We start from the raw sequence: 22590 nt of genomic DNA on the forward strand, positions 1-22590 counted from the left end.
TCTCGATCTACTTCGCGGTCAGGCGCAGGAGGTTCCCGATGATCCGGTGTCCGTGAGCTCCGGCCGCGGTCAGGATCGACTCAGGATGGAACTGGACGGCGAACCACCGCCGCCTCGGCGCCTCGATCGACATGACGACGTCGTCGATCGCCGCCGTCGGCGCGAAGTCGCCCCTGACCTGGTCGGCCGTGGCGTACAGGGAGTGGTAGCGCGCAGCCGTCACCTCGTCGGGGAGACCCTCGAACAGGCTGCCGCCCGACACCTTCACGCTGCCCGGCTTGCCGTGGCTCGGCTCCGGCAGCAGCGACAGCTCACCACCGGCGTGCTCGACCATCGCCTGGAGGCCGAGGCACACGCCGAACGCGGGCAGGGCGCGCCGCTCGATCTCGTCGAGCAGCGCCGACGTCCCGAAGTCCTCGGGCCGGCCCGGACCGGGCGACAGGACCACCAGGTCGGGTGCCAGGGCGTCGAGCGTCGCGGCGGCGTCGAAGCCGAACCGGAGCGTCGTGACCTCGCAGCCGTGCTGCCGGAAGTAGTCGCCGAGGGTGTTCACGAAGGAGTCCTCATGGTCGACCAGGAGGACCTTGCGGCCCTCGCCGGCCGGACCGCCGGCGACCTCGATCGGCGACGGGACCGCCGCGGCCGCCCCGATGCCGCCCGCCGCCGTCTCCAGCAGCGCGCGTGCCTTCAGATGCGTCTCGGCCTCCTCTGCGTCGGGGTCGGAGTCGTACAGCAGGGTCGCGCCGGCCCTGACGCACGCGACGCCGTCGCGGATCTGCGCGGTGCGGAGCGTCAGCCCGGTGTTCATCGACCCGTCGAAGCCGATGAAGCCGACCGCGCCGCCGTACCAGCGCCTCGGGGTCGTCTCCTGCTCCTCGATGAAACGCATCGCCCACGTCTTCGGCGCACCGGTCACCGTCACCGACCACATGTGCGTCAGGAACGCGTCGAGCGCGTCCATGTCGTCCCGAAGCCGCCCCTCGACGTGGTCGACCGTGTGAATCAGTCGCGAGTACATTTCGATCTGCCTGCGCCCCAGGACCTTCACCGAACCCGGCACGCACACGCGGGCCTTGTCGTTGCGGTCGACGTCGGTGCACATCGTCAGCTCCGACTCCTCCTTCGGGGAGCCGATGAGCTCGGCGATCTGGGAGGCGTCGTGCAGCGGGTCGTCGCCGCGCGCGATCGTGCCCGAGATCGGGCAGGTCTCCACCCGCTTGCCCTGCACCCGAACGAACATCTCCGGGGAAGCGCCGACGAGGTACTCGCCGCCGCCGAGGTTGAAGATGAACTCGTACGGCGCGGGGTTCGCCTCGCGCAGCCGCTCGTAGAACGCCGTCGGCGAGTCGCACGCGGCGTACATCTCGTGGCCGGGGACGACCTCGAACAGGTTCCCCGCCTTGAACTCCCGCTTGGCGCGCCGCACCGTGTCGGCGTACACGCCCGGCACCGGGCCGTCGGGGACCGCCTCGGCCGGCGAGTAGGCGAGGACCTCGGTCCTGCGCGGCTGGCCCTCGGTGGTGCGGCCGCCGAGCTCGAACTCGTAGCGCCTCACCTGGGCGGTCTCGCGCTTGCGGTCGACCACGTACACCTCGTCGGCCAGGTGCAGCACCAGGTCGCGCTGGTCGTCGGCCCGGTCCTTCGCGAGCGCGATCGGCTCGAACTGGTAGGCCAGGTCGTAGCCGAACGCGCCCCAGAACCCCAGGTAGGGGTCGTCGCAGGCGAGCGCGTCGCGCAGCACGCGCAGCGCCGAGAACGCCGTCGGCAGCTTCGAGCGCTCCTCCTCGGGCACCCGGCCGGTCGGCGTCGGGATCTCGACGCGCACCTCCTGGTCGGACCGGGTCGTCTCGCCGATCCCGGCGGCCTCCAGGGCGTCGGCGAGGACGTCGACGAGGAGGTGCCCGCGCGCGTTCAGCGTCCGCACGGTCACCTCGCGCCCGCGCGCCGCGACCTCTATGGCCGGGTCGACATAGGCGAGGTGAAAGCGCGAGTAGCGACCCGGGTACTCCATCCCGGAGGACAGCACGCCGCCGCGCCGCGCCTCCACTTCGGCGACGATCGAGGTCAGATCGTGGTCGGGCAGGTCGGCGACGGTGCGCCGAACCTTCACGCCTGCGGGTGTGTGGAAGGTGGTCATCGGGCCTCGGTTTCTGCTGGGATACCGGTCCCGCGTCGAGGCGGCCGACCCCGGATACGACGAAGCGACCGCCATCGAGGCGGTCGCTTGCTTACTGCACGCAGGAGCAATGGACGCCGCCTCAGCGACGCCACCACCAGTTGCGTGCGTGAACTCTCACGCCGCTGATAGTACATGCCCGGGGCGCCGAACGAAATCCGGTAGGAGCCCGACCCGGGGTGGCGCTACACTTGCACGCAACAGCGTCGACCCGGCGATCACCGGTGAGCTTCCGGAAGAACGGGCCCACGGCCCCACTAGACCCGGACGGACGCGGCCCGTCACGCCGCCGAATCGAGCGGACGCGCCTTCGGGTGCGTCAAGCGAGGTGGTACCGCGGGCCCTCCGGGTCCGTCCTCGCACACCAGATGTCCGCAAGGTGTGATGAGGAGACGGAGACACCGAGCCAATGGCTTATCCACTCGACGACCCCAAACGGGGCGTGCCCGCGAGCCCGAACCTGCCCGAGGTCGAACGCCGCGTCCTCGACTTCTGGGCTGAGGACGACACCTTCGGCGCCTCCGTGGAGGCCCGCGAGGCCGGCGACCGGGGCGACAACGAGTTCGTCTTCTACGACGGCCCGCCGTTCGCCAACGGCCTACCGCACTACGGGCACCTCCTCACCGGCTACGTCAAGGACATCGTGCCCCGCTACCAGACCATGCGGGGCCGACGCGTCGAGCGCCGCTTCGGCTGGGACACCCACGGCATGCCCGCCGAGGTCACGACCGAGAAGGAGCTCGGCCTGAAGTCCAAGGCCGACATCGAGGAATACGGAGTCGACCGCTTCAACGCCGCCGCGAAGGCCTCGGTCCTCCAGTTCACCGACGAGTGGGTCGAGTACGTGACCCGCCAGGCCCGCTGGGTCGACTTCGACAACGACTACAAGACGCTCGACCTGGACTACATGGAGAGCGTCATGTGGGCCTTCAAGACCCTCTACGACAAGGGCCTGATCTACGAGGGCTACCGCGTCCTGTGGTACTGCTGGCGCTGCGAGACGCCGCTGGCCGCCACCGAGACCAAGATGGACGACACCTACCAGGACCGGCAGGACCCGGCCGTCACCGTCGGGCTCGACGTCACCGGCGACGGACCGCTCGCGGGGACCAAGCTCCTGGTGTGGACGACCACGCCGTGGACCCTGCCGTCGAACCTGGCCGCCGCCGTCCACCCCGACGTCGACTACGTCGTCGTCGAGGCCGAGGGCTCGCGGTACCTGCTCGCCGAGGCCCGCCTCGCCGCGTACGCCCGTGAACTCGGCGAACAGGCCGACGTCGTGAGCCGCCACAAGGGCACCGAGCTGATCGGCCTGACCTACAACCCGCCGTTCGACTTCTTCGCCGGGCGCACCAACGCCCACCAGGTCCTCGCGGCCGACTACGTCACGACCGAGGACGGCACCGGCGTCGTCCACATCGCACCGGCATTCGGTGAGGAGGACAAGCTCGTCACCGACGCCGCCGGCATCGAACCGGTGGTGCCCGTCGACGACTCCGGCAAGTTCACCGAGGAGGTGCCGCCGTACGCGGGCATGCACGTCTTCGACGCGAACAAGGCGATCATCAAGGACCTCAAGGCGACCGAGCGGCTGCTGCGCCACGACACCTACAACCACAACTACCCGCACTGCTGGCGCTGCGGGTCGCCGTTGATCCAGCGCGCCCTGTCGGCGTGGTTCGTCGCGGTCACCAAGTTCCGCGACCGCATGGTCGAGCTCAACCGGCAGATCGACTGGACTCCCGCACACGTCAGGGACGGCCAGTTCGGCAAGTGGCTGGAGGGCGCCCGCGACTGGAACATCAGCCGCAACCGCTTCTGGGGCGCGCCGATCCCGGTATGGGTGAGCGACGACCCCGCCCATCCCCGCGTCGACGTGTACGGCTCGCTCGAAGAGCTGGAGCGCGACTTCGGCGTCGCGGTGACCGACCTGCACCGGCCCGGGATCGACGAGCTGACCCGGCCCAACCCCGACGACCCGACCGGGGCGTCGACCATGCGCCGCGTCCCCGAGGTCCTCGACTGCTGGTTCGAGTCCGGCTCGATGCCGTTCGCGCAGGTCCACTACCCGTTCGAGAACACCGACTGGTTCGAGCACCACTACCCGGGCGACTTCATCGTCGAGTACACCGCGCAGACCCGCGGCTGGTTCTACACGCTCCACGTCCTCGCGACGGCCCTGTTCGACCGGCCCGCGTTCCGCACCGCCCTGGTCCACGGGACGCTGCTGGGCGCCGACGGCGCGAAGATGTCGAAGTCGCTGAAGAACTACCCGGACGTGCGCACCTCGTTCGAGCAGTACGGCTCCGACGCGATGCGCTGGTTCCTGGTGGCCTCCCCGGTGCTGCGCGGCGGCGACATGCCCGTCTCCGAGACCGGGTTCCGAGACGCGGTCCGCCAGATCGTCCTGCCGCTGTGGAACGTGTGGTACTTCTACACGCTGTACGCCGGGGCCGCCGGATACGAGGCGACGCCCGAGCAGGCCCGCGCGAGTGCGCTCGCCAGCGAGAACCAGCTCGACCGGTACCTGCTGGCCAAGACCCGCGAACTTGTCGAGGCCTCCACCGAGGCCATGGACGCCTACGACCTCGCCGGCGCGACCGCCGCGTTCCGCGCCTACCTGGAGTCGCTGACGAACTGGTACGTGCGGCGCTCGCGCGACCGGTTCTGGGAGGGCGACGAGGACGGCTTCGCGACGCTCGCCGTCGCGCTCAAGACCGCCTGCGAGGTGGCCGCGCCGCTGCTGCCGCTCATCACCGAGGACGTCTGGCGCGGCCTGACCGGCGGCCGCTCGGTGCATCTGGCCGACTGGCCGGACCCCGAGGACCTTCCGGCCGACCACGAGCTGGTCGAGGCGATGGACGCGGTGCGCGAGATCGCTTCGGTCGGCCTGTTCATGCGCAAGGACCGCAGGCTGCGCGTGCGCCTGCCCCTGGCCTCGGTCACCGTCGCCACCGGCCACGCCGAGCGGCTCGCGCCGTTCGCGGAACTGCTCGAGGACGAGCTCAACGTCAAGGCCGTCGAGTTCGACTCGGACATCGACGCGTACTCCAAGTCCGACCTCAAGCTGGTGCCGCGCGTCCTCGGACCGAGGCTCGGCAAGGACGTGCAGCGGGTCATCAAGTCCGTCAAGGGCGGCGACTGGACCGTCGAGGACGGCACGGTGACCGCCGGCGGCGTCGAGTTGGAGGAGGGCGAGTACGAGCTGACCACCGTGGCGGTCGACGCCGACCACACCGAGGCGCTGCCGAACGGCGCCGGGGTGCTGGTGCTCGACACCGAGGTGACGCCCGAACTGGCCGCCGAGGGCGCGGCCCGTGACGTCGTGCGCGTCGTCCAGCAGGCCCGCAAGGACGCCGATCTGGACATCACCGACCGCGTGGCGGTGACCGTCGACGCGCCGGACGAAGTCCGGTCGGCGGTCGAGGCGCACGAGGAGTTCGTCAAGGGCGAGACCCTGGCGCTGGAGCTCGGCTTCGGCGATCTGGGTGAGGACGCGACGGCGGGCGAGGCCGGAGACGGCCAGAGCGTCAAGGCAGCGGTCCGCAAGCTGTAGCGACGGCGAGGGGCCGGAGCGCTTCGCGCTCCGGCCCCTGCCCGCTCGGTCATTTCCGCGGGGACACCCACTTGACCAGGACGTTGGCGATTTCATCGACTTCGTAGTCGCCTTGGGCGACCGCCCGAACGAATTCATCGGCTTCGTCCGGGGACGGAGGTCGCAGGTGAGAGCCGTTCATGCCATACATCATCTTCGCCGCCACATAGGCGAGGCGCTTATTGCCGTCGATCATGGCGTGGTTCCGGGCGAGGGAGTGCAGTAGGGCTGCCGCTTTCTCATGGAGCGGCGGATACGCTTCGACGCCGAACACGCAGGCCTGCGGTCGGGCCAACGCGGATTCGAGCAGTCCCCAGTCCCGGACCGGTGGCGGTTCCAATCCGGTGACCCCGCGCGCGATCTTCGTCAGGTCGTCGAGGTTCAGATACAAGGTCATTTCGCGAGCCGGTCCAGGATCTCCTTGTCCTCTTCCAGCGTCTGAGCCAGCAGCTCATCGAACCGCTGCTGCCGCTCGGTCAGGAACGTGTGCACCGCTTCGGTGACGATGTCGTGCTTGGATCGGCGCTCCTGTGCGGCACGCTCCGTCAGCAGGCGGTCGTCTTCTTCTGAGAGTCGCAACGTCATGGCCATCAGTTGATGCTACCGCGTGATACCACGTGGTATTGATGCTTCGGCGACGTGTCAGCAGACCGGATCGCGCCACATCGGGATGAGGGCGGGACCGCCGCCTGGCAGGCGGATGGGCTCGCCGGTCGGCTCGAACCCGAAACGACGGACCAGCCGCGCCGATCCCTCGTTGCTCGCCTCCAGGTACGTCGGCATCCGCTCGGCGTCGGCGATAGCGAGCCGCTCGCGCATGATCGCGCTTCCGACCCCGCTGCCGCGGTAGCCGGGCTGGACCGCCAGCGAATGGAAGTACAGGTGCCCCGCCGCGGTCGGATGGCGTTCGGCGGTCAGCCGCGCCACCGTCGCCGCGCGGCCCAGTGCCGCCGTCCCGGCTATCTCGGCCATCGCCGCGAGCTCGGCGGCCTCGGCGTGGAAGCGGTCGGCCGAATCGGCCGGGATCCAGGTCGAGGAGCCCCGGATCGCCCCGTCCAGCTCGGCCGCCCACACCTCGTCGCCCGCGAGCGCCCGGCGCAGCAGGTCCCGGAAGAAGGCCACACGGTGCTCCTCGGGGACCTCGCCGCCCATGATCCACACGTTCAGCGGCTCGTCGGCGAACGCTTCCGCGTAGGCGGGCAGCAGCGCGTCGAGGCCGCTCTGATCGATCTGGCGGACGGTGATGCGTGAAGTCATAATGACAATGGTTATCATAATCTTCATGGCCGGGCGTCTCCGGCCGCCCTTGCGAGCGGGCACCGGCCCGCCAGGCCCCTTGCGGAGGAGATTCAGTGCAGCACCCACCCGACCGGCGACGCCGGTTCGCATTCCCCGTCGCCGTCGCAGCAGTCATGGCGATCACCGCCGCCTGCTCAGCCGGATCGGCCGCCGACGAGGACGCCTCCGGAGGCGGCGTCCTGCGCTACGGCACCGTGGCCGCCGGCGGGGCCTCGCCCGTGACCGACCCGCACGGCTCCCTGTTCAACGAGTCCGACTGGGTCCGCCACACCGCCGTCTACGACCTGCTGCTGCGCCTGGGCGACGACCACGAACCGGCCCCCGCGCTCGCCACCGGCTGGGAGGCCGACGACGACGCCACCGAGTGGACGTTCACCATCCGCGACGACGCCGAGTTCAGCGACGGCTCGCCCGTCACCGCCGCCGACGTGCTGTACAGCATGGAGCGCATGGACGAGCAGGCGGCGGCCAACGGCGGCCGGCTCGGCACGGTCGACGTCTCCTCCAGCGAGGCCGTGGACGAGACCACCCTCGTCGTCGCCACCACCACGCCCGACGCCGAGCTGCCCCGCATCCTCGCCGGCATGGTCTTCGTCGTCCCCGACCGCGCGACCGAGTTCGACGAGCCGGTCGGCTCCGGCCCCTACCTCCTCGACGAGATCGACGCGGCCGGCACGGCCCGCCTGAGCCGCAACCCCGACTGGTGGGGCGGCACCGACGGCCCCGCCGTCCTCGAACTCCACGGATTCGAGGACCCGCAGGCACTGGCCTCGGCCCTCACCTCAGGAGCGCTCGACGTGGCCGCCGGCGTCTCTCCCGCCGCGGCAAAGGCCGCGGTCGCCGAAGGCGGCCTCGAACTCGTCCGCCGAACCGGAGCCGAGACCGCGCCGCTGCTCATGCGCCTGGACGCGGCCCCCTTCGACGACCCGCAGGTCCGTCGGGCCGTCAAGCTCGCCCTCGACCGCCCTGCCATGGTCGAGCAGGTGTACCTCGGCTACGGGACCGTCGGGAACGACATGATCAAACTGGCCGACCCGTCGGTGCCCGCCGACGCCGAGCCGGTCGAACACGACCTCGACCAGGCACGAGACCTGCTCGCCGAGGCCGGACACCCGGACGGCTTCGCGATCGACCTGCACACCACGACCGCCTACCCGAGCATGCTCACCGCCGCGACGGTCGCGGCCCAGCAGCTCGGCGAGATCGGGATCGACGTGACCGTCGAAGAGCACTCCCCGAGCACCTACTGGTCCGAGGCCTACACGGTCGAGTCGTTCACCGTCGGCTACTACACCGACACCCCGTTCGCCACCACCGTTCGCCAGACCACGCTCACCACCTCCGCGTTCTCCGACACCGGTTGGAGCGACGAGGACTTCGACGCCGCGTTCGCCGCCGCGATGGCGACCGTCGACGACCAGGCGCGCAACGACGCGCTCGGCGAGCTGCACCACCGCATGGCCGCCGAGGGCGGCTGGGCCGTGTGGGGCTTCGGCGACGGCCTCGACCTCCGCACGTCCGCGGTCGAAGGGCTGCCCGAAGGCCCAGGCAGGTTCTACCTCGCCGAAGCGACCGTCGGCGACTGACCGTGTGGGCGGTCCGCGCCGCGCTGGTGATCGCCGTGGTCGCCAGCGCGGTCTTCGCCGTCACCGCACTGCTCCCCGGTGACGCCGCCGACGTCGCGGCCGGGGCCGACCGTGCCGCCGCCGAACAGATCCGCAGCGCCACGGGCCAGGACGCGTCCGCACTTTCAAGACTCGGCGACTGGTGGTGGGGCGTGGCGCGCGGCGACCTGGGGTCGTCGCTGGTGGACGGCGCCCCGGTCGCCCCGCTGGTCTTGCGGCGCTTCGGCTCGACCCTGGCGGTGGCGGCGCCCGCGTGGGCGCTGGCGGTCGCCGTCGGCGCCTTGATCGCCGTGCTCGCGGCGGCCCGGCGCGGCAGGAGAGGTGACGGCGCCGCCACGGCGGCCGTCGCGGTCGCGGCGGGGGTCCCGGAGTCGGTGCTGCTCATCGTGCTGGTGCTGGTCTTGTCGACCGGTCTGGGATGGCTGCCCGCGGTCTCGACGCTGCCGCCCGGTGTGGGGCCGGTCGCGGCCCCGGAGGTTCTGGTGCTGCCGGTGCTGGCGCTCGCGCTGCCGTCCGCCGCGTGGGCCGCCCGGACGCTGCGGGGTCCGGCCGAGGACGCGCTTCGCGATCCGGTCGTGGCCTCGGCGGTGGAGCGCGGCGTGCCGCTGCTCCGGGTGGGGTGGCGGCACGTGCTGCCGCGGCTCGCGCCGCCGTTGGCGCAGTCCGCGGCGGTGCTGGCCGGCGCGGTCCTCGGCGGCGGCGCCGTGGTCGAGAGCCTCCTGGACTACCCGGGCCTGGGGCGGCTCCTCGTCGGTGCGGTGGCGTCGCGGGACGTGCCGGTGGTGCAGGGCGCTGCGCTGGTGTTGACCGCGGTGAGCGTGTTCGCGCTGACCGCCGCCGATGCGCTGACGAAGCGACGGGCGGGGAGACCATGAGACGACGTCGTGTCCGTGCGGCCGTGGTGTCGGCAGTGCTGCTTGCGGTGCTCGCGGCGATCGCGCTCGCCCCGTCACTGGCACCCGCGCCGGTAGACCGCCCGGTCGGTATGCCCTGGACGCCGCCGGGGGAGTTCCCGCTCGGCACCGACAACCTCGGCCGGGACGTGTGGTCACGGCTGCTCGCCGGAGGCGGCGGCCTGCTGGTCGCCCTCCCGATCGGGGTCGGGGCCACCGCGGCCGGTTCGGTGATCGGGCTGCTCGCCCTCAGGATCGCCGTGCTGGGACGCCTGCTGCGGGCCGTCACCGCCGCGGCCCTCGCGATACCGGGGGCGGTGGTGGTCCTGGCAGCGGCGGTCCTGCTGCCGTCGTGGGCGGCGGTGGCGGCCGCGATGCTCGTGCTCGGCGTGCCGCTGTCGGCGCGGATCGTTCATGCCGCGGCCGTCGGGCTTTCGCACTCGGGGTTCGTGGAGGCCGCCCAGTCTCGCGGCGAGCGCCCTTGGTTCATCACCGTCGGCGAGCTGCTTCCGGCGGTGCGCGGCACCGTCGTCGCCGACGCGGGCGTGCGCTGCATCGCCGCGCTCCAACTGCTGGTCGCCCTGCACGTCCTCGGGTTCGGGCCGCCTCCGCCGACCGCCGACTGGGCGCTGATGATCCGCGAGAACCTCCCCGGCGTCCTCCTGTCCTGGGTCTCGGTCGCCGCTCCGGCGGCGGCGATCGCCGCGCTCGCCGCGGCGATCACCCTGGGCTTGGACGCGCTGGCGGGCACCGCGCGACGCCGATCCCGTACACGCTGGACGGACGTGGCCGCGGACCGGAACGACGAGGCGGTCGCCTCACTGCGCGGGGTCACCGTCGACAGGGACGGGGAGCGGCTGCTGCGCGTCGACGAGCTGCGCCTCGCCCCCGGCGAGGTCGTCGGCGTGGCCGGGCCCTCCGGTGCGGGCAAGTCGACGCTGCTGCGGGTGCTCGCAGGGCTCCGCGAACCGGGCGTCGAGGTCGCCGGGACCGTTCTGCTGCTCGGGAGGCCGTGGCCGCGATCGGCCACGGCGCGGCGGCGCCGCCGCCGCGCCAGCGTCGGCCTGCTCCGGCAGGACCCTGCCGGCACGCTCGATCCGGGCCTGTCGGTCGCCGCGGCCGTGGCCGACGGCCGCCGCGTCCGCGGACTCGACGCCGCGTCGGAATCGGTCGGACTGCCCGCCGACGCCCTCGACCGCCCGGCCGGTGCGCTCTCCGGCGGCCAGGCCGCGCGCGTCGCGCTGCTGCGCGCCACCGTCGCCGGGCCCGAGCTGCTGCTGCTCGACGAGCCCACGGCCGCCTTGGACGCCGAGAGCGTCGCGGCGGTCACCGCGCTCGTGCGGCGGCACGCCGACGGCGGCGGTGCGGCGGTCGTGGTCAGCCACGACCGCGACTGGCTCGCGCGGTCCTGCGACCGCGTGCTCGCCCTCGACGCCGGGGCGCTGCGCGAGGCCGCCGAGTCGCCCGCGCGGCCCCGGGCCTTCGAACGGTCGGCCCCTGGACCCGAGCTGCTGCGGCTCGACGGCGTCGCGATCCCCGACTACGACGGCCTTCCGCTGCTCGCCGATGTCGACCTGTCGCTGCGGTCGGGCACGCTCACCGCCGTGCTCGGGCCCTCTGGATCGGGAAAGTCGACGCTGCTTCGCGCGCTGGCGGGGCTCCACCCGGTCGAGGGCGGCGCGGTCCTGTTCGACGGCGAGCCGCTGCCGACGGCGAGGGCCGTCGGGAGGGTCGCCGACCGTGACGGTGCGCAGCGCGCCGGGGTGCAGCTGGTGGCCCAGGACAGCGCGCTGGCGCTCAACCCGAGCCGCCGCATCGGTGCGCAGGTCGCCCGGCCCGCCCGGACGCTGCGCGGACTGTCGGGCGCGGCGGCGCGTTCGGAGGCTCGGGCCGCACTCGCGGCGGTCGGGCTCGGACCCGAGATCGCCGACCGCCTCCCCTCGGAGGTCTCCGGCGGGCAGCGTCAGCGGGCGGCGCTCGCCCGGGCTCTGGCCGCCAGGCCGCGGGTGCTGCTCGCCGACGAGCCGACGTCGGCGCTCGACGCCGATACCGCGCACGCGGTCGTGGACCTGCTGGCCGCTTTGGCGGCCGAGGGCCGTGCGGTCCTGCTGATCACCCACGACGCCGAGATCGCCGACCGCGCCCACGAGCGCCACCGGGTCTCCGCGGGCCCATACCGGTCGAGGGTGGTCCTCGATGAGGGCCGGACCGATCCGCGATTGCCGGGCCCCTCGAAGTACGGCTCGATGAAGCACGAAGGCGGCGGTGCGTGAGCGATGAGGGAAGGCGCCGGGGCCGGCTCAGTCGGCTTCGTAGCAGGCGCGGACGAGGTGCCTGAGCACATCGAGGTCGACGTCGTCGAGGTATTTGATGTAGAGGCACCCTGCGCCGGTCGTGTGGGCGCCGAGCCGCTCGAGCAGGTCGCGGTTCTCGATCTGCTCGGCCTCCTCGCCGTAGCGGCGGATCAGACCGTACAGAGCGAGCGCCTGCGCGCGGGGCGCGAAGCCGACCTTGACGGTGTCGCCCTCGCGGCCGGTCGCATAGCGGTAGTGGTACTCGCCGAAGCCGATGATGTGGCCGGGCCAGAGCGCGGGCTCCTCGCCGGTGACCTCGCGCATGATCGCGAGCAGTCGGGCCGCGTCCGCCCGACGGCGCGGCACCTTCACCCGGTCCAGGACCATCTCGACGTCCCGCTCGGTCGCCATGCGTCGATCCTAGGCCGAGCCGGTCGGCGATCGCATCAGCGATGTGGACGGTGGCCTCGCAGCGGCCTCGGCGGGACGCCGTACGTGGTCGAGTCGCCGGCGAGCCGGACCGCACCACGGCTCGATGTGCAGGCTCAGGCCCCGCGGCGGGAGGACTCGGCAGGTCGAGGCTCCGGCCCACTGTCCGTACGCGCGGCCACGGCGACGCTGGTGTGGACGCGGCCGCCCTCCCATTCCCAAGCGGCCTCCACCGCACGCGGCCCCGGCCAGCGTTCGAGATTCGCGGCGCCGATCTCCAAGACCATCGTCCCCGACCTGCCGGCTCGGTCGGTTCTGACGTCGGCGAGCCGGGCCCCGTCGAAGTCGAGCCAGATTCGCGTGGCCGGGTGCCAGGCCTTGAACAGCGACTCTTTCGCGCTGAAGGCCGTGACGGGGCCGTGCGGGCCCAGCCGGGCCGCGACTCGCCGCTCCTCGGGGTCGAGGACCGCCGCCGTCACCGACGCTCCGAGCACGGTCAGCGGCTCGGCGTCGATGCCGACCGCCGCCACCTCTCGGGCCCGGGCGACCGCTGCGGCGCGCAGGCCCTCGCAGTGCGTCAGGCTGCCGACCCATCCCGGCGGCCACACCGGGGCCCGGTCGGCGCCGACCGGCACGGCGACGGCGGGCCCGCCCGCCCGTGCCAGCGCCGCACGGGCCAGCGCCCGAGTGGTCGTGAACTCGCGCCGCCGAGACGCGACCGCTCCGGCGACCGCCTGGTGCTCCACCAGGGGCAGTTCCACGTGCGCATCGCAGGTCGCCCAGGCGAGCTGGACCTGATGGGGGAGTCCGGCGAACGACATGTTTAAAATGATAATCAATTTCATTTAGTGTCGCGACCGAGGAGGCCGACCGTGAGAGACGCCGTCCGACGCGCCGCCGAGCGCGCCTGGGCCGAGGGCGAGCGGGCCCCCGTCGAACTCGACCGGGCCCGCGACCGGGCCAGCGCCGCCTCGATCGCGCGAGCGGTCCGCGACCTGTGCCCCGACGGCGTCCTCGACCCGGCCGCCCTGACCGCTGCGGGCGCCCTCGCCGAGCGCCACGCGCCCATCGTCGCCCGCTGGATCGACGAGCTCGAAATCCGCGGCCGACTGCGGGCCCGCCCCGCCGAAGGCGGCCGGACCGAACTGGAATGGCGGTGCGAGGCGCCGAGCCCCCGCGAGACCGCCGACGCCTGGGCCGAGGCCCGCTCCCACCGGTCCGGGGCCGCCCTGACCCGCTTCTTCGCCCGCGCCGCCGACCACCTCCCCGAACTGCTCGCCGACACCGTCCAAGCCCAGTCGCTCCTGTTCGAAGACGACGACGTGACCGACGAGATCTACCGTTCCAACGAGGCCAGCCGCTACACCAACGCCGCCGCGGCCGCCGCCGTCCGCGCCCACCTCGAACCCCGCACCGCCACGGCCGTGTGGGAGATCGGCGGCGGCACCGGCGCGACCACCGAACCCGTCCTCGACGCCGTCCGCGACCTCGACCTGCGCTACCACTTCACCGACGTCGGCCGCTGGTTCCTCGATCAGGCCCTCGACCGCTGGGCCGGCCGGGCGGGCCTGACCACCGGCCTCGCCGACATCAACGACCCCGACCTGGCCTCGAACCTCGCGCTGCCTCCTGCCGGCGGCTACGACGTCGCGCTCGCCGCCAACGTCCTGCACAACGCCGCCGACCCCGCCCGCACCCTCACGGCCGTGGCCCGCGCCGTCGCCGAGGACGGCCTGCTGGTCATGATCGAGACCGCGCGCGAACACCTGCCCCTGCTGGTGTCGATGCGCTTCCTCATGTCGCCGCCCGGGCCCGGCGCCCGGTTCACCGACCACCGCGCCGCCACCGGCCGTATCTTCCTCTCGCTGCCCGAATGGAAGGACGCGCTCGCCCGCTCCGGCTGGCGCCTCGACCTCACCGCCCCCGGACCCGACCCGTCGCACCCGGCGGCCCGATACGACCAGCACCTCCTCGTCGCACGCCGAGTCGCCCCCGAGATTGGAACAGCATGATCGAACAAGAGCAGCAGGTGGCCGTCGTCGCGATGAGCTGCCGGTTCCCCGACGCCGGAGACCCCGCCGCCTACTGGGACCTCATCCGCTCCGGACGCGACGGCCTCACCCGACTCGACCCCGACCGCCTGCGCGCGGCGGGCGTGCCGCCGTCGCTGACCCGCCGCCCCGGTTACGTACCGGTCGCGGGCCTGCTCGACGACCCGACCGCGACCGACCCCGCCGCCCTCGGCCTGTCCGAGACCGAGGCGACCCTCATGGACCCTCAGCAGCGGCTCTTCCTCGAATGCGCCGTCGAAGCGCTCGAAGCGTGCGGCCGCGCCGGCGGCGAACGCGGCGGCGCCACCGGCGTCTTCGCCGGGCAGTCCCTGCCGTCCTACCTGCTCGACAACCTCGGCCACCGCTTCCACCCCCGCGGCGGCGACGACCCGGTCGAGAGCCTCCACCTCCACGGCCTCAACGTCGCCGACTACCTCCCGCTGCGCACGGCCTGGCTGCTCGGGGCCACCGGACCGGCCGTAGCGGTCGGCGCCACCTGCGCCACCTCCCTGGTCGCCGTCCACACCGCCGTCGCCTCACTCCTGGCCTTCGAATGCGACACGGCGCTGGCCGGAGGCGTCACGCTGCGGCTGCCACAGGAGCACGGCTACTTCGCGGTGCCCGACGGACCGTTCTCGCCCGACGGGGCGACGCGCTCGTTCGGCGCAGGAGCGAACGGCACCGTGTTCACCCAGGGGGCGGGCGCGGTCGTCCTGCGCCGCCTGCCCGACGCGCTCGCCGACGGCGACGAGATCCTCGCAGTCGTGCTCGGCACCGCGGTGGGCAACGACGGCCGCGACCGTGTCGGCTTCACCGCGCCGTCGGTGGTCGGCCAGGCCCGCGTCGTCGCCGAGGCCCTCGACGTCGCCGACGTCGCCCCCGAGCAGGTCGGGCTGCTGGAAGGACACGGCACCGGGACCGCCCTCGGCGACCCCATCGAGGTCACCGCCCTCAACCAGGTCTTCGGCAGGGCCGAACGGCCGTGGTGCGCGCTCGGATCGGTGAAATCGCAGATCGGGCACACCGACGCCGCCGCCGGGATCGCCGGGTTCATCAAGGCCGTGCTCGCCGTCCGGCACGGCGAACTGCCGCCCGCCCCCGGCGCGCGCGAACCGAACCCCGACCTGCCCCTGGACGGATCGGCCTTCGAGCTGCTGCCCGAGGCGCGGCCGTGGCGGTCTCAGGAGCGGATCGCGGGGGTCAGCTCCTTCGGCATCGGGGGCGTCAACGCGCACGCCGTGATCGCCGGGCCGCCCCGGGCCCCCGTCCGCGCCGCATCAGCGACCGGCGGCGAGCCGGTCCTCCTCGTCCAGGCCGCCGACCGCGAGGCCCTCGACGCCCGCTCCGACCAGCTCACAGCGGAAGCCGCCACGCTGGAGGCCGACCGCCGCGCCGACCTGGCGGGCACGCTCGCGACCGGCGTCCGATCCCACCGCTGGCGCACCGCCGTGCTCGGCGGCCGGCGGCTTCCCGCCGCCGAGACCGCCACCGCGCCGCGGGTCGTCTTCGGCTTCCCCGGCGGCGGCGCCCAGTTCGCCGGCATGGCCGCCGGGCTCCACCGGCACGAACCGGTCTTCGCCGCCGCACTCGACCGGATCGCCGAGCGGCTCCGCGAGCGCACCGGCGCCGACCCGCGCGACATCGCCCTCGACCCCGCCGCGGTCGCGAACGACCCCGGCACCGGACTCCCGGCGCTGTTCGCCGTCGAACTGGCCGCCCACGAACTGCTCGCCTGGTACGGGCTCCGCCCCGACCTGGTCCTCGGGCACAGCCTCGGCGAATACGCGGCGGCCGTCGCCGCCGGAGCCCTCGACGAAGGCGAGGCGTGCCACCTCGTCGCCCGCCGCTCCGCGCTCATGGCCTCACTGCCCACCGGCGGCATGGTCGCCGTCGCCGCCGCCCCGGCCGACCTCGCCGAGCGGCTCCCGGCCCACCCCGAAGTGGACTTGGCCGCCGTCAACGGCCCCGCCTCATGCGTCCTCGCCGGACCACGGCACGCGGTCGAGGCCCTCACCGAGCGGCTGCGCGCCGACGGCTTCGACGCCAGGCCCGTCGGCGTCGCCGTCGCCGCCCACTCCCGCCAGGTCGAACCGATCATGGACGCCTTCGCCGCCTCGCTCGGCGGCTTCCCGGAACGGACTCCGAGCCTGCCGCTGGTCACCACCGTGACCGGTGACGTCCTCGACGGCCCGGTCGACCCCCGCCACTGGGTCCGGCACCTGCGCTCGACCGTCCACTTCGACCGGGCCCTGACCGCCGCCGCAGACGCCCCCGGAGACACCGTCCTCGTGCAGCCCGGCCCGGGCGCGAGCGTGCTCGCCGCCGCGGCACCGCTGGGACTGCGCGACCGCGTCGCCGTCCTCGCCGGGGCCGACGAGGTCCACCGCCCGGACGCCGCGCCCGAGGCGCTGCGCCTGGGCCTGGCCCGATGCTGGAGCCACGGCGTCCCGGTCGACCTCGACAAGCTCGCCCCCCGGCACCGCTCCTACCCCGTCCCGGCCTACCCGTGGCGGCGCCGGGTCCTCGCCGAACCGCACCGGCTCCGCCCCGACGGGCGGCTCGGCCAAGGCGCGACCGAGGCGGACGCGCCCTCGCCCGAGACCCCGCTCCAGCGCCCGACCTGGACGCGCGCCGAACCCGCCGCCGGCGACCCGGCCTCGCTCACCGGGCGCACCGTCCGCGTCACCGGACCTGCCCAAGACGTCGCCGAGGCCGCGCGGGCCCTCGAAGACGCCGGACTGCACCCGACCACCGGCACGGCCGACCTCGTGGTCGCCATCGCCGGTCCCGACCTCGCCGACGAGCTCGCACGCTGGAAGGACCTCGCCCGCGACCTCGGCGAAGCCCAGACCAGGCCGCCGCTGCTCCAGATCACCCGAGGCGCGGAGTCGGTCCTCGGCACCGAACCGATCGACCCGGCATCGACCGCCGCGACCGGCCTCCCGCGCGTCCTCGCCCAAGAAGTCGACGGCGTCCGCTGGCGCACGCTCGACCTCGAACCCGACACGCGGCTCGACGCGGCCGCGCTCGTGCCCGAGCTCGCGGCACTGGCCGAATCCGAATCGGACCTCTCACAGCACCTGGCGCTGCGCGGGCGGCACCGCTGGGTCCGATCCTGGACCCCCTGGCGGCCCGCCGGCCGTCCGACCGGCGGGCCGACCGACCGCGGCTGGTGGCTCGTGACCGGCGGATTCGGCAGCCTCGGACTCGCCCTCGCCGAGCACTTGATCGGCCTCGGCGCCGACCCCGACCGCATCGTCCTGGCCGGACGGACCATTCCCGACCGCGACGGCCCGCGCGCCGAACGCTGGGCGCGCCTGGCCGGGCGCGGCGTACGGGGCAGCCGCGTCGACGTCACCGACGCCGACCGGCTGCGCGCCGTCGTCGGATCCCTCGCCGCCGAGCTCGGAGCGCCCGCCGCCGTCGTCCACGCGCCCGTCCAGATCGACCTCGCACCCCTGGCCGAACTCGACGCGCAAGCGATCGTGGCCGCACTCGGCCCGAAAGTGGACGGCGTCGAAAACCTCCAGGCGGCCCTCGCAGGCCACACCCCCGCCGTGCTCCTCATGTCGTCGGCCGCGGGCACCATCGGCGGCTTCGGGCTCGGCGCCTACGTCGCCGCGGGCCGCTACCTCGACGGCTTCGCCCAACGCCACGGCTGGCTCTCGGTCGGCTGGGACCGGCTGCGCCTGGGCACCCGCGAAGAGGCCGAAGCCGCCTCCGAGGTCAGCATGCGCCACGCACTCGACCTCGACGACGCCCTCCGGCAGATCGTGCTCCTGGCGGGCGCCGCCCCCGACGGCTACCTGGCCGCCTCGCCCACCGAACTCAACACCCGCTCGGCCCGCCTCGACACCGCCCGCCGCGTCTCCGCGGACTCCGGCACCGGCGAAGGCCAGGAACTCGACGCGTCCGAACAGATCGTCGCCGAAGTGTGGGGCCGCGTCCTCGGCAGGCCCGTGACCGGCCCCGACGACGACTTCTTCGCGCTCGGCGGCCACTCCCTGCTCGCCACCCGCGTGCTCGCCGCCCTCCGCGACGAGCACGGCGTCGAACTGCGCCTCCGCGACCTCCTCGCCGCCCCGACCGTCCGCGGATGCGCGGCCCTCCTCGCCGATCGCACCGGGACCGCCGCCCCGGCCGAGACTCCGGAGCCAGGCCGCGGCGTCACGACCGGCTTCGGCCTGACCCGAGTGCAGCACGCCTACTGGCTGGGCCGCACCCGCGGCGTCGACCCGTCGCGGCCGAGCGGAGCCGAAGACGGCGTGGGATGCCACTTCTTCCTCGAATACTCCGCAGACGACTTCGACCCAGGCCGCTACGAGGCTGCGTGGCGCGCCGTCATCGCGCGCCACCCCATGCTCCGCACCGTCATCGACGGCTCCGGCCGCCACCGCCTGGTCGAGCCCGCCCCGGAGTTCACACTGCCGGTGCGCGACCTCACGGCCTTCGACGCGGCCGAGGCCGCCGAGCGGCTCGACCAGGTCCGGGCGCGGCTGTCGTCCCGCGTCGCCGAACCCGACCGCTGGCCGCTGCTGCACCCCGAGGCCGTCCTCCTCCCCGGCGGCGAAGCCCGGGTGCTGCTCTCGGTCGACGTCCTCGTCTGCGACTCCGCGAGCTGGATGATCGTCGACCGGGAACTGCGCGCGCACTACGAGAACCCCGCGATCGAGCTGCCGTCGGTGACGACCACGTTCGGCGACTGCGTCGAGGCTCTGGCGCGCGCCCAGGAAGGCCCCGAGCGCCGCCGCGCCGAGAAGTACTGGCTCGACCGCGTCGACGACCTCCCAGGCGCGCCCGCGATCCGCCACCCCGGCGCCGCCGGAGGCGCACCCCGCTTCACCCGGATCAGCGGCACCGTCCCCGCCTCCGCGTGGCGGCCCCTGGCCGAAGAGGCCGCGCGGCGGCGCCTGACCCCCACCGCCGTGGTCCTGTCCGCCTACCGCGACGTCCTCGCCGAATGGTCCGGCGACGACCGGTTCAGCGTCACCCTCACCGTCTTCGACCGCCCCGAGCTGCCCGAGGTCGACCGGGTCGTCGGCGAGTTCTCGACCCTGCTCGTCCACGAGGTCGAACCCGACCGGCCGGCGGACCGCTGGGAGCGGATCGCGACCGTGCAGGCGCGCCTGGTCGACGACCTCGACCACCGCGCCTACTCCGGCCTCGAAGTGCTCACCGCCTGGTCTCGCGCCCGCGGCCGCACCGCCAACATCCCCGTCGTGTTCACCTCCATGCTCGGCCTCGACCGCTGGGCCGGCCAGGACGCCCACCGGCACGACTGGCTCGGCGACCACGTCGGCGGCGTCAGTCAGACCCCGCAGGTGTGGCTCGACCACCAGGCCTTCGAGAACGACGGCGAACTCGTCCTCCAATGGGACGTGTGCGAGACCGAGATCGACCTCGACCAGGCCCGAACCTGGTTCGACCGATACCTCGAAGCCCTCGGCGGCAAGGCGGCCGAACCGGAGACCGGCACCGCGGCACTCCTCGCACGGATCTGGGGCGACCTGCTGCACGTCGAACCCGACCGGATCGGCGAGAGCACCTTCCTCGCGCTCGGCGGCGATTCCCTCCTGGCCGTGCGCATGGCCGCCGAGATCCGCCGCACCACCGGAGTCGTCCTCGCGCTCGCCGACGTCCGCGCCGACCTGACCCTCGCCGAGCTGACCGCCCTCGTCGACGGCGCCGGAGCCGACGGACTGCCCGCGCTCACCCGCCGCGAGCACCCCGACGAGCCGTTCGAACTGCTCCCGCTCCAGCAGGCCTACTTCGTCGGCCAGTCCGGCGGCTGGGACATCTCCTACGACACCGTCCACGTCACCACCGACGTCGCCCTCGACGGCGTCCGCGCCGAAGGCCTGCGCGAGGCCCTCCAGCGGGCCGCCGACAAGGTCGCGGCCCGCCAGCCGATGGTCCGCGCCCAGATCCTCGACGACGGCACGCAGCGATTCCGGCCCGCGGGCGACCCCGACTGGCGCACCCCGGTCGAAGTCCTCGACCTGCGCGAGGAGGCCGACCCCGAGGCGCGCCTCGCCGAACTGCGCCGCACCTGGGCGAGCCGCGGACCCGACCCGCGCACCGGCTGCGGCGTCCACCTCACCGCGGTCCTGCTCCCGAACGGACGCGGCAGGCTCCGCATCGCCGGCAGCCTGCACATCATGGACGGCTGGTCGGGAGGCCTCTACGACCGCGAGCTCCTGACCCACCTGACCGACCCCAACGCGGTGCTGCCGCCGCTGGAGGCCGACTTCGGCGACTACGTCGCGACCCTGAGCGGCCCCGCGCTGACCGCGCGCCGCGACGCCGACCTGGCCTGGTGGGAGGACCGCATCGAGGGCCTTCCCGAGGCGCCCGCGCTGCCGCGCCGCCGCGGCCTGGCCGGACTCGAGGTCGAGACGATGACCATGCGCGAGCGCCGACTCGGCCCCGCCGAATGGGACCGCGTCCGGGCCGCGTGCACCGATCGCGGCATCACCCCCACCACCGCAGTGCTCACCGCCTACGCGCTCGCGCTCGCCGAGGTCGCCGGGTCGCGCCGGATGCTCCTCAACAGCCTCCAGCACAACCGGATCGCCGTCCACGGGGACGTCGAGCGCATGATCGGCGCCTTCTCCCGCACGGCGCTGCTGCCGCTCGACGCCGAAGGCGACACCTTCGCCGCCGCCGCGCGGTCGGTCTCGGACACCGTGCAGGAGTACGGCGAGCACCACCTCGTCAGCGCCGTCGAGGTCGGACGCGCCATCGGCCGCCGCCGCGGCGGATCGCAGTCGATCGCACCGGTCGTCTTCCAGTCCACACTCGGCATGGAGACGGCCCTCGGCAGGGACGTCCGCGACGGCGGCCCGCTCGGCGCCATCGACTCCACCGACTACCACCAGGACCTGCGCACGCCGCAGGTGCAGCTCGAACTGCGCGCCTTCGAGATCCACGGCCACCTCGTGCTCTCACTTGCCGCAGTGGACGAACTGCTCGCCGAGGGACTCCCGGAGCACCTGATCGACCGGGTCTTCGAACAGGTGCGAAAGCTCGCCTCGGCAGAGGTGTTCGACCGGCCCCTCGAATTCGTCGACCTCGCCGACGCGTGGACCGGCCCGACGGCCGAACCGATACCCGAGGAACGCCCGGCAAGAGGCGGCGCACCGCTGTCGCCGGAGACGGTCGACCGCGTCCGCGACGCTTGGCGCGAACTGCTCGGACAAGACGCCGATCCCGGTCCCGGCGACGACTTCTTCGCCTCCGGCGGCGACTCTCTCATGGCCGTCCGGCTGCTCACCGGGCTGCGCCGCGACCTCGGCGTGAACATCGCGCCGCGCGAGTTCCTGGCCGAGCCGACCTTCGCCGGACTGCTCGCCTGCGCCCGGACCGAGACGGCCGACCAGTCGTCCACCGCTGCAGACCTCGACCGGCTGCGGCCGTCGCTGGTCGAGCTGCGCGGCGGCACCGGACGCCCGGTGTTCCTCCTGCACCCCTCGGGGGGCGACGTGCTCTGCTACGTCGAACTGACGCGCGCCCTCGGCACCGACCGGCCCGTCCACGCCATCAGCGACCCCGCCCTCGACGGCGGCGAGCCGTTCGCCGACATCCCCGCCATGGCCGAGGCCTACCGGGCGCTCATCACCGACCGCCAGGGCGAGGGCCCGTGGACGATCGGCGGCTGGTCCATGGGCGGCACCGTCGCCCACGAGGTCGCCTGCCGCATGGCCGAGGCCGGGCAGCGAGTCGACCGCCTCATCATGGTCGACTCCAACAGCCCCGACCGGATCGTCGCCCGCGAAGGGCTCGACGTCGAGCAGTCCCGCGAGGTCCACCTGCTGCGTCAACTGCGCTCGGTCGAAGCGTTCCTCGGACTCGAACTGGGGGAGCACGCCGACTGGCGCGCTCTGGCCGAGGCGCTGGTCGAGGTCGGCGCCGCCCCGAACCCGGAGGCGCTGACCGGCCGCGCCCCGGTCTTCGCCGCCCACCTGAACGCCCTGGCCGGACACCGCGCCAGCCCGCTGCCCGCATCGGTGCCGGCCCTCCTGCTCCGCGCCGACCAGACCTCGCCGCGAAACTCGGGCGTAGGTATGGGCGTCGACGACGCCGCGGACGATGCGCTCGGATGGCGCCCGTGGGTGACCGGCCCCATGGACATCATCGGCGTCGACGCCCACCACTACTCGATCGTGCAGCGCCCCGCCGTCGCAGAGGTCGCCCGGGCGGTCACGCAGTACTTGAAAGAGGAGCGATAG

The 22590-nt window shown here is 73.6% G+C and carries 12 protein-coding genes; 6 read left to right on the top strand and 6 right to left on the bottom strand.

The features are described 5' to 3' along the window. Window positions 1–7: 7 nt before the first annotated feature. Entirely contained in the window at window positions 8–2137 is a 2130-nt protein-coding gene (locus L0U85_RS14120; protein WP_241378402.1) for an anthranilate synthase component I, read from the bottom strand. Window positions 2138–2585: 448 nt separating this feature from the next. Here L0U85_RS14120 and ileS point away from each other — a divergent pair, with 448 nt between their 5' ends. Further along, window positions 2586–5732 carry an isoleucine--tRNA ligase gene (gene ileS, locus L0U85_RS14125; RefSeq protein WP_241378403.1) on the top strand — a complete coding sequence of 1049 codons (3147 nt, stop codon included), beginning with the start codon at window positions 2586–2588 and terminating at the stop codon, window positions 5730–5732. Window positions 5733–5781: 49 nt separating this feature from the next. Here ileS and L0U85_RS14130 read toward each other — a convergent pair whose 3' ends face one another. Genes L0U85_RS14130 through L0U85_RS14140 form a run of 3 tightly spaced genes read right to left on the bottom strand, consistent with a single transcriptional unit; the run spans window position 5782 to window position 7028 of the window. Beyond that, window positions 5782–6168, bottom strand: coding sequence for a type II toxin-antitoxin system death-on-curing family toxin (locus L0U85_RS14130; protein WP_241378404.1), 387 nt, complete (start codon window positions 6166–6168; stop codon window positions 5782–5784). Further along, window positions 6165–6362, bottom strand: a complete 198-nt coding sequence (locus tag L0U85_RS14135) for a ribbon-helix-helix protein, CopG family (protein WP_241378405.1) — start codon at window positions 6360–6362, stop codon at window positions 6165–6167. The genes L0U85_RS14130 and L0U85_RS14135 overlap by 4 nt, the downstream gene beginning before the upstream one ends. A gap of 51 nt (window positions 6363–6413) precedes the next feature. Next, window positions 6414–7028, bottom strand: coding sequence for a GNAT family N-acetyltransferase (locus L0U85_RS14140; RefSeq protein ID WP_241378406.1), 615 nt, complete (start codon window positions 7026–7028; stop codon window positions 6414–6416). Window positions 7029–7123: 95 nt separating this feature from the next. On the opposite strand from L0U85_RS14140, the gene L0U85_RS14145 reads away from it, so the two are divergent. From L0U85_RS14145 to L0U85_RS14155, 3 genes are read left to right on the top strand one after another with little or no spacing between them, the layout of a single operon-like run. Beyond that, window positions 7124–8656 (top strand): ABC transporter substrate-binding protein, encoded by a 1533-nt coding sequence (locus L0U85_RS14145; RefSeq protein ID WP_241378407.1) that lies wholly within the window; start codon window positions 7124–7126, stop codon window positions 8654–8656. Window positions 8657–8658: 2 nt separating this feature from the next. Further along, window positions 8659–9570, top strand: coding sequence for an ABC transporter permease (locus tag L0U85_RS14150; protein WP_241378408.1), 912 nt, complete (start codon window positions 8659–8661; stop codon window positions 9568–9570). Next, a complete protein-coding gene (locus L0U85_RS14155) occupies window positions 9567–11861 on the top strand; it encodes an ATP-binding cassette domain-containing protein (RefSeq protein ID WP_241378409.1) in 2295 nt (764 codons plus the stop codon). Before L0U85_RS14150 ends, L0U85_RS14155 begins: the two co-directional genes overlap by 4 nt. Before the next feature lie 27 nt (window positions 11862–11888). On the opposite strand, the gene L0U85_RS14160 is transcribed toward L0U85_RS14155, so the two are convergent. After that, complete coding sequence (locus L0U85_RS14160; RefSeq protein ID WP_241378410.1) at window positions 11889–12293, bottom strand: DUF1801 domain-containing protein; 405 nt, start codon at window positions 12291–12293, stop codon at window positions 11889–11891. A 134-nt stretch (window positions 12294–12427) separates the two neighbouring features. Further along, a complete protein-coding gene (locus tag L0U85_RS14165) occupies window positions 12428–13132 on the bottom strand; it encodes a 4'-phosphopantetheinyl transferase superfamily protein (RefSeq protein ID WP_241378411.1) in 705 nt (234 codons plus the stop codon). A gap of 51 nt (window positions 13133–13183) precedes the next feature. On the opposite strand from L0U85_RS14165, the gene L0U85_RS21365 reads away from it, so the two are divergent. Both L0U85_RS21365 and L0U85_RS14175 read left to right on the top strand, forming a co-directional pair. Beyond that, window positions 13184–14323: a class I SAM-dependent methyltransferase gene (locus L0U85_RS21365; RefSeq protein WP_241378412.1), complete on the top strand. Its 1140-nt coding sequence runs from the start codon at window positions 13184–13186 to the stop codon at window positions 14321–14323. Further along, entirely contained in the window at window positions 14320–22590 is an 8271-nt protein-coding gene (locus L0U85_RS14175; protein ID WP_241378413.1) for a type I polyketide synthase, read from the top strand. The genes L0U85_RS21365 and L0U85_RS14175 overlap by 4 nt, the downstream gene beginning before the upstream one ends.

The sequence above is a fragment of the Glycomyces sp. L485 genome (assembly GCF_022548875.1).
Taxonomy (GTDB): domain Bacteria; phylum Actinomycetota; class Actinomycetes; order Mycobacteriales; family Micromonosporaceae; genus Glycomyces.

Excerpts from the sequence above, each read along its gene's own strand:
- ileS (WP_241378403.1), top strand. The coding sequence starts at position 2,586 with ATGGCTTATCCACTCGACGACCCCAAACGGGGCGTGCCCGCGAGCCCG.
- L0U85_RS14160 (WP_241378410.1), bottom strand. The coding sequence starts at position 12,293 with ATGGCGACCGAGCGGGACGTCGAGATGGTCCTGGACCGGGTGAAGGTG.
- L0U85_RS14140 (WP_241378406.1), bottom strand. The coding sequence starts at position 7,028 with ATGACTTCACGCATCACCGTCCGCCAGATCGATCAGAGCGGCCTCGAC.
- L0U85_RS14130 (WP_241378404.1), bottom strand. The coding sequence starts at position 6,168 with ATGACCTTGTATCTGAACCTCGACGACCTGACGAAGATCGCGCGCGGG.
- L0U85_RS14165 (WP_241378411.1), bottom strand. The coding sequence starts at position 13,132 with ATGTCGTTCGCCGGACTCCCCCATCAGGTCCAGCTCGCCTGGGCGACC.
- L0U85_RS14120 (WP_241378402.1), bottom strand. The coding sequence starts at position 2,137 with ATGACCACCTTCCACACACCCGCAGGCGTGAAGGTTCGGCGCACCGTC.
- L0U85_RS14135 (WP_241378405.1), bottom strand. The coding sequence starts at position 6,362 with ATGGCCATGACGTTGCGACTCTCAGAAGAAGACGACCGCCTGCTGACG.
- L0U85_RS14175 (WP_241378413.1), top strand. The coding sequence starts at position 14,320 with ATGATCGAACAAGAGCAGCAGGTGGCCGTCGTCGCGATGAGCTGCCGG.
- L0U85_RS14155 (WP_241378409.1), top strand. The coding sequence starts at position 9,567 with ATGAGACGACGTCGTGTCCGTGCGGCCGTGGTGTCGGCAGTGCTGCTT.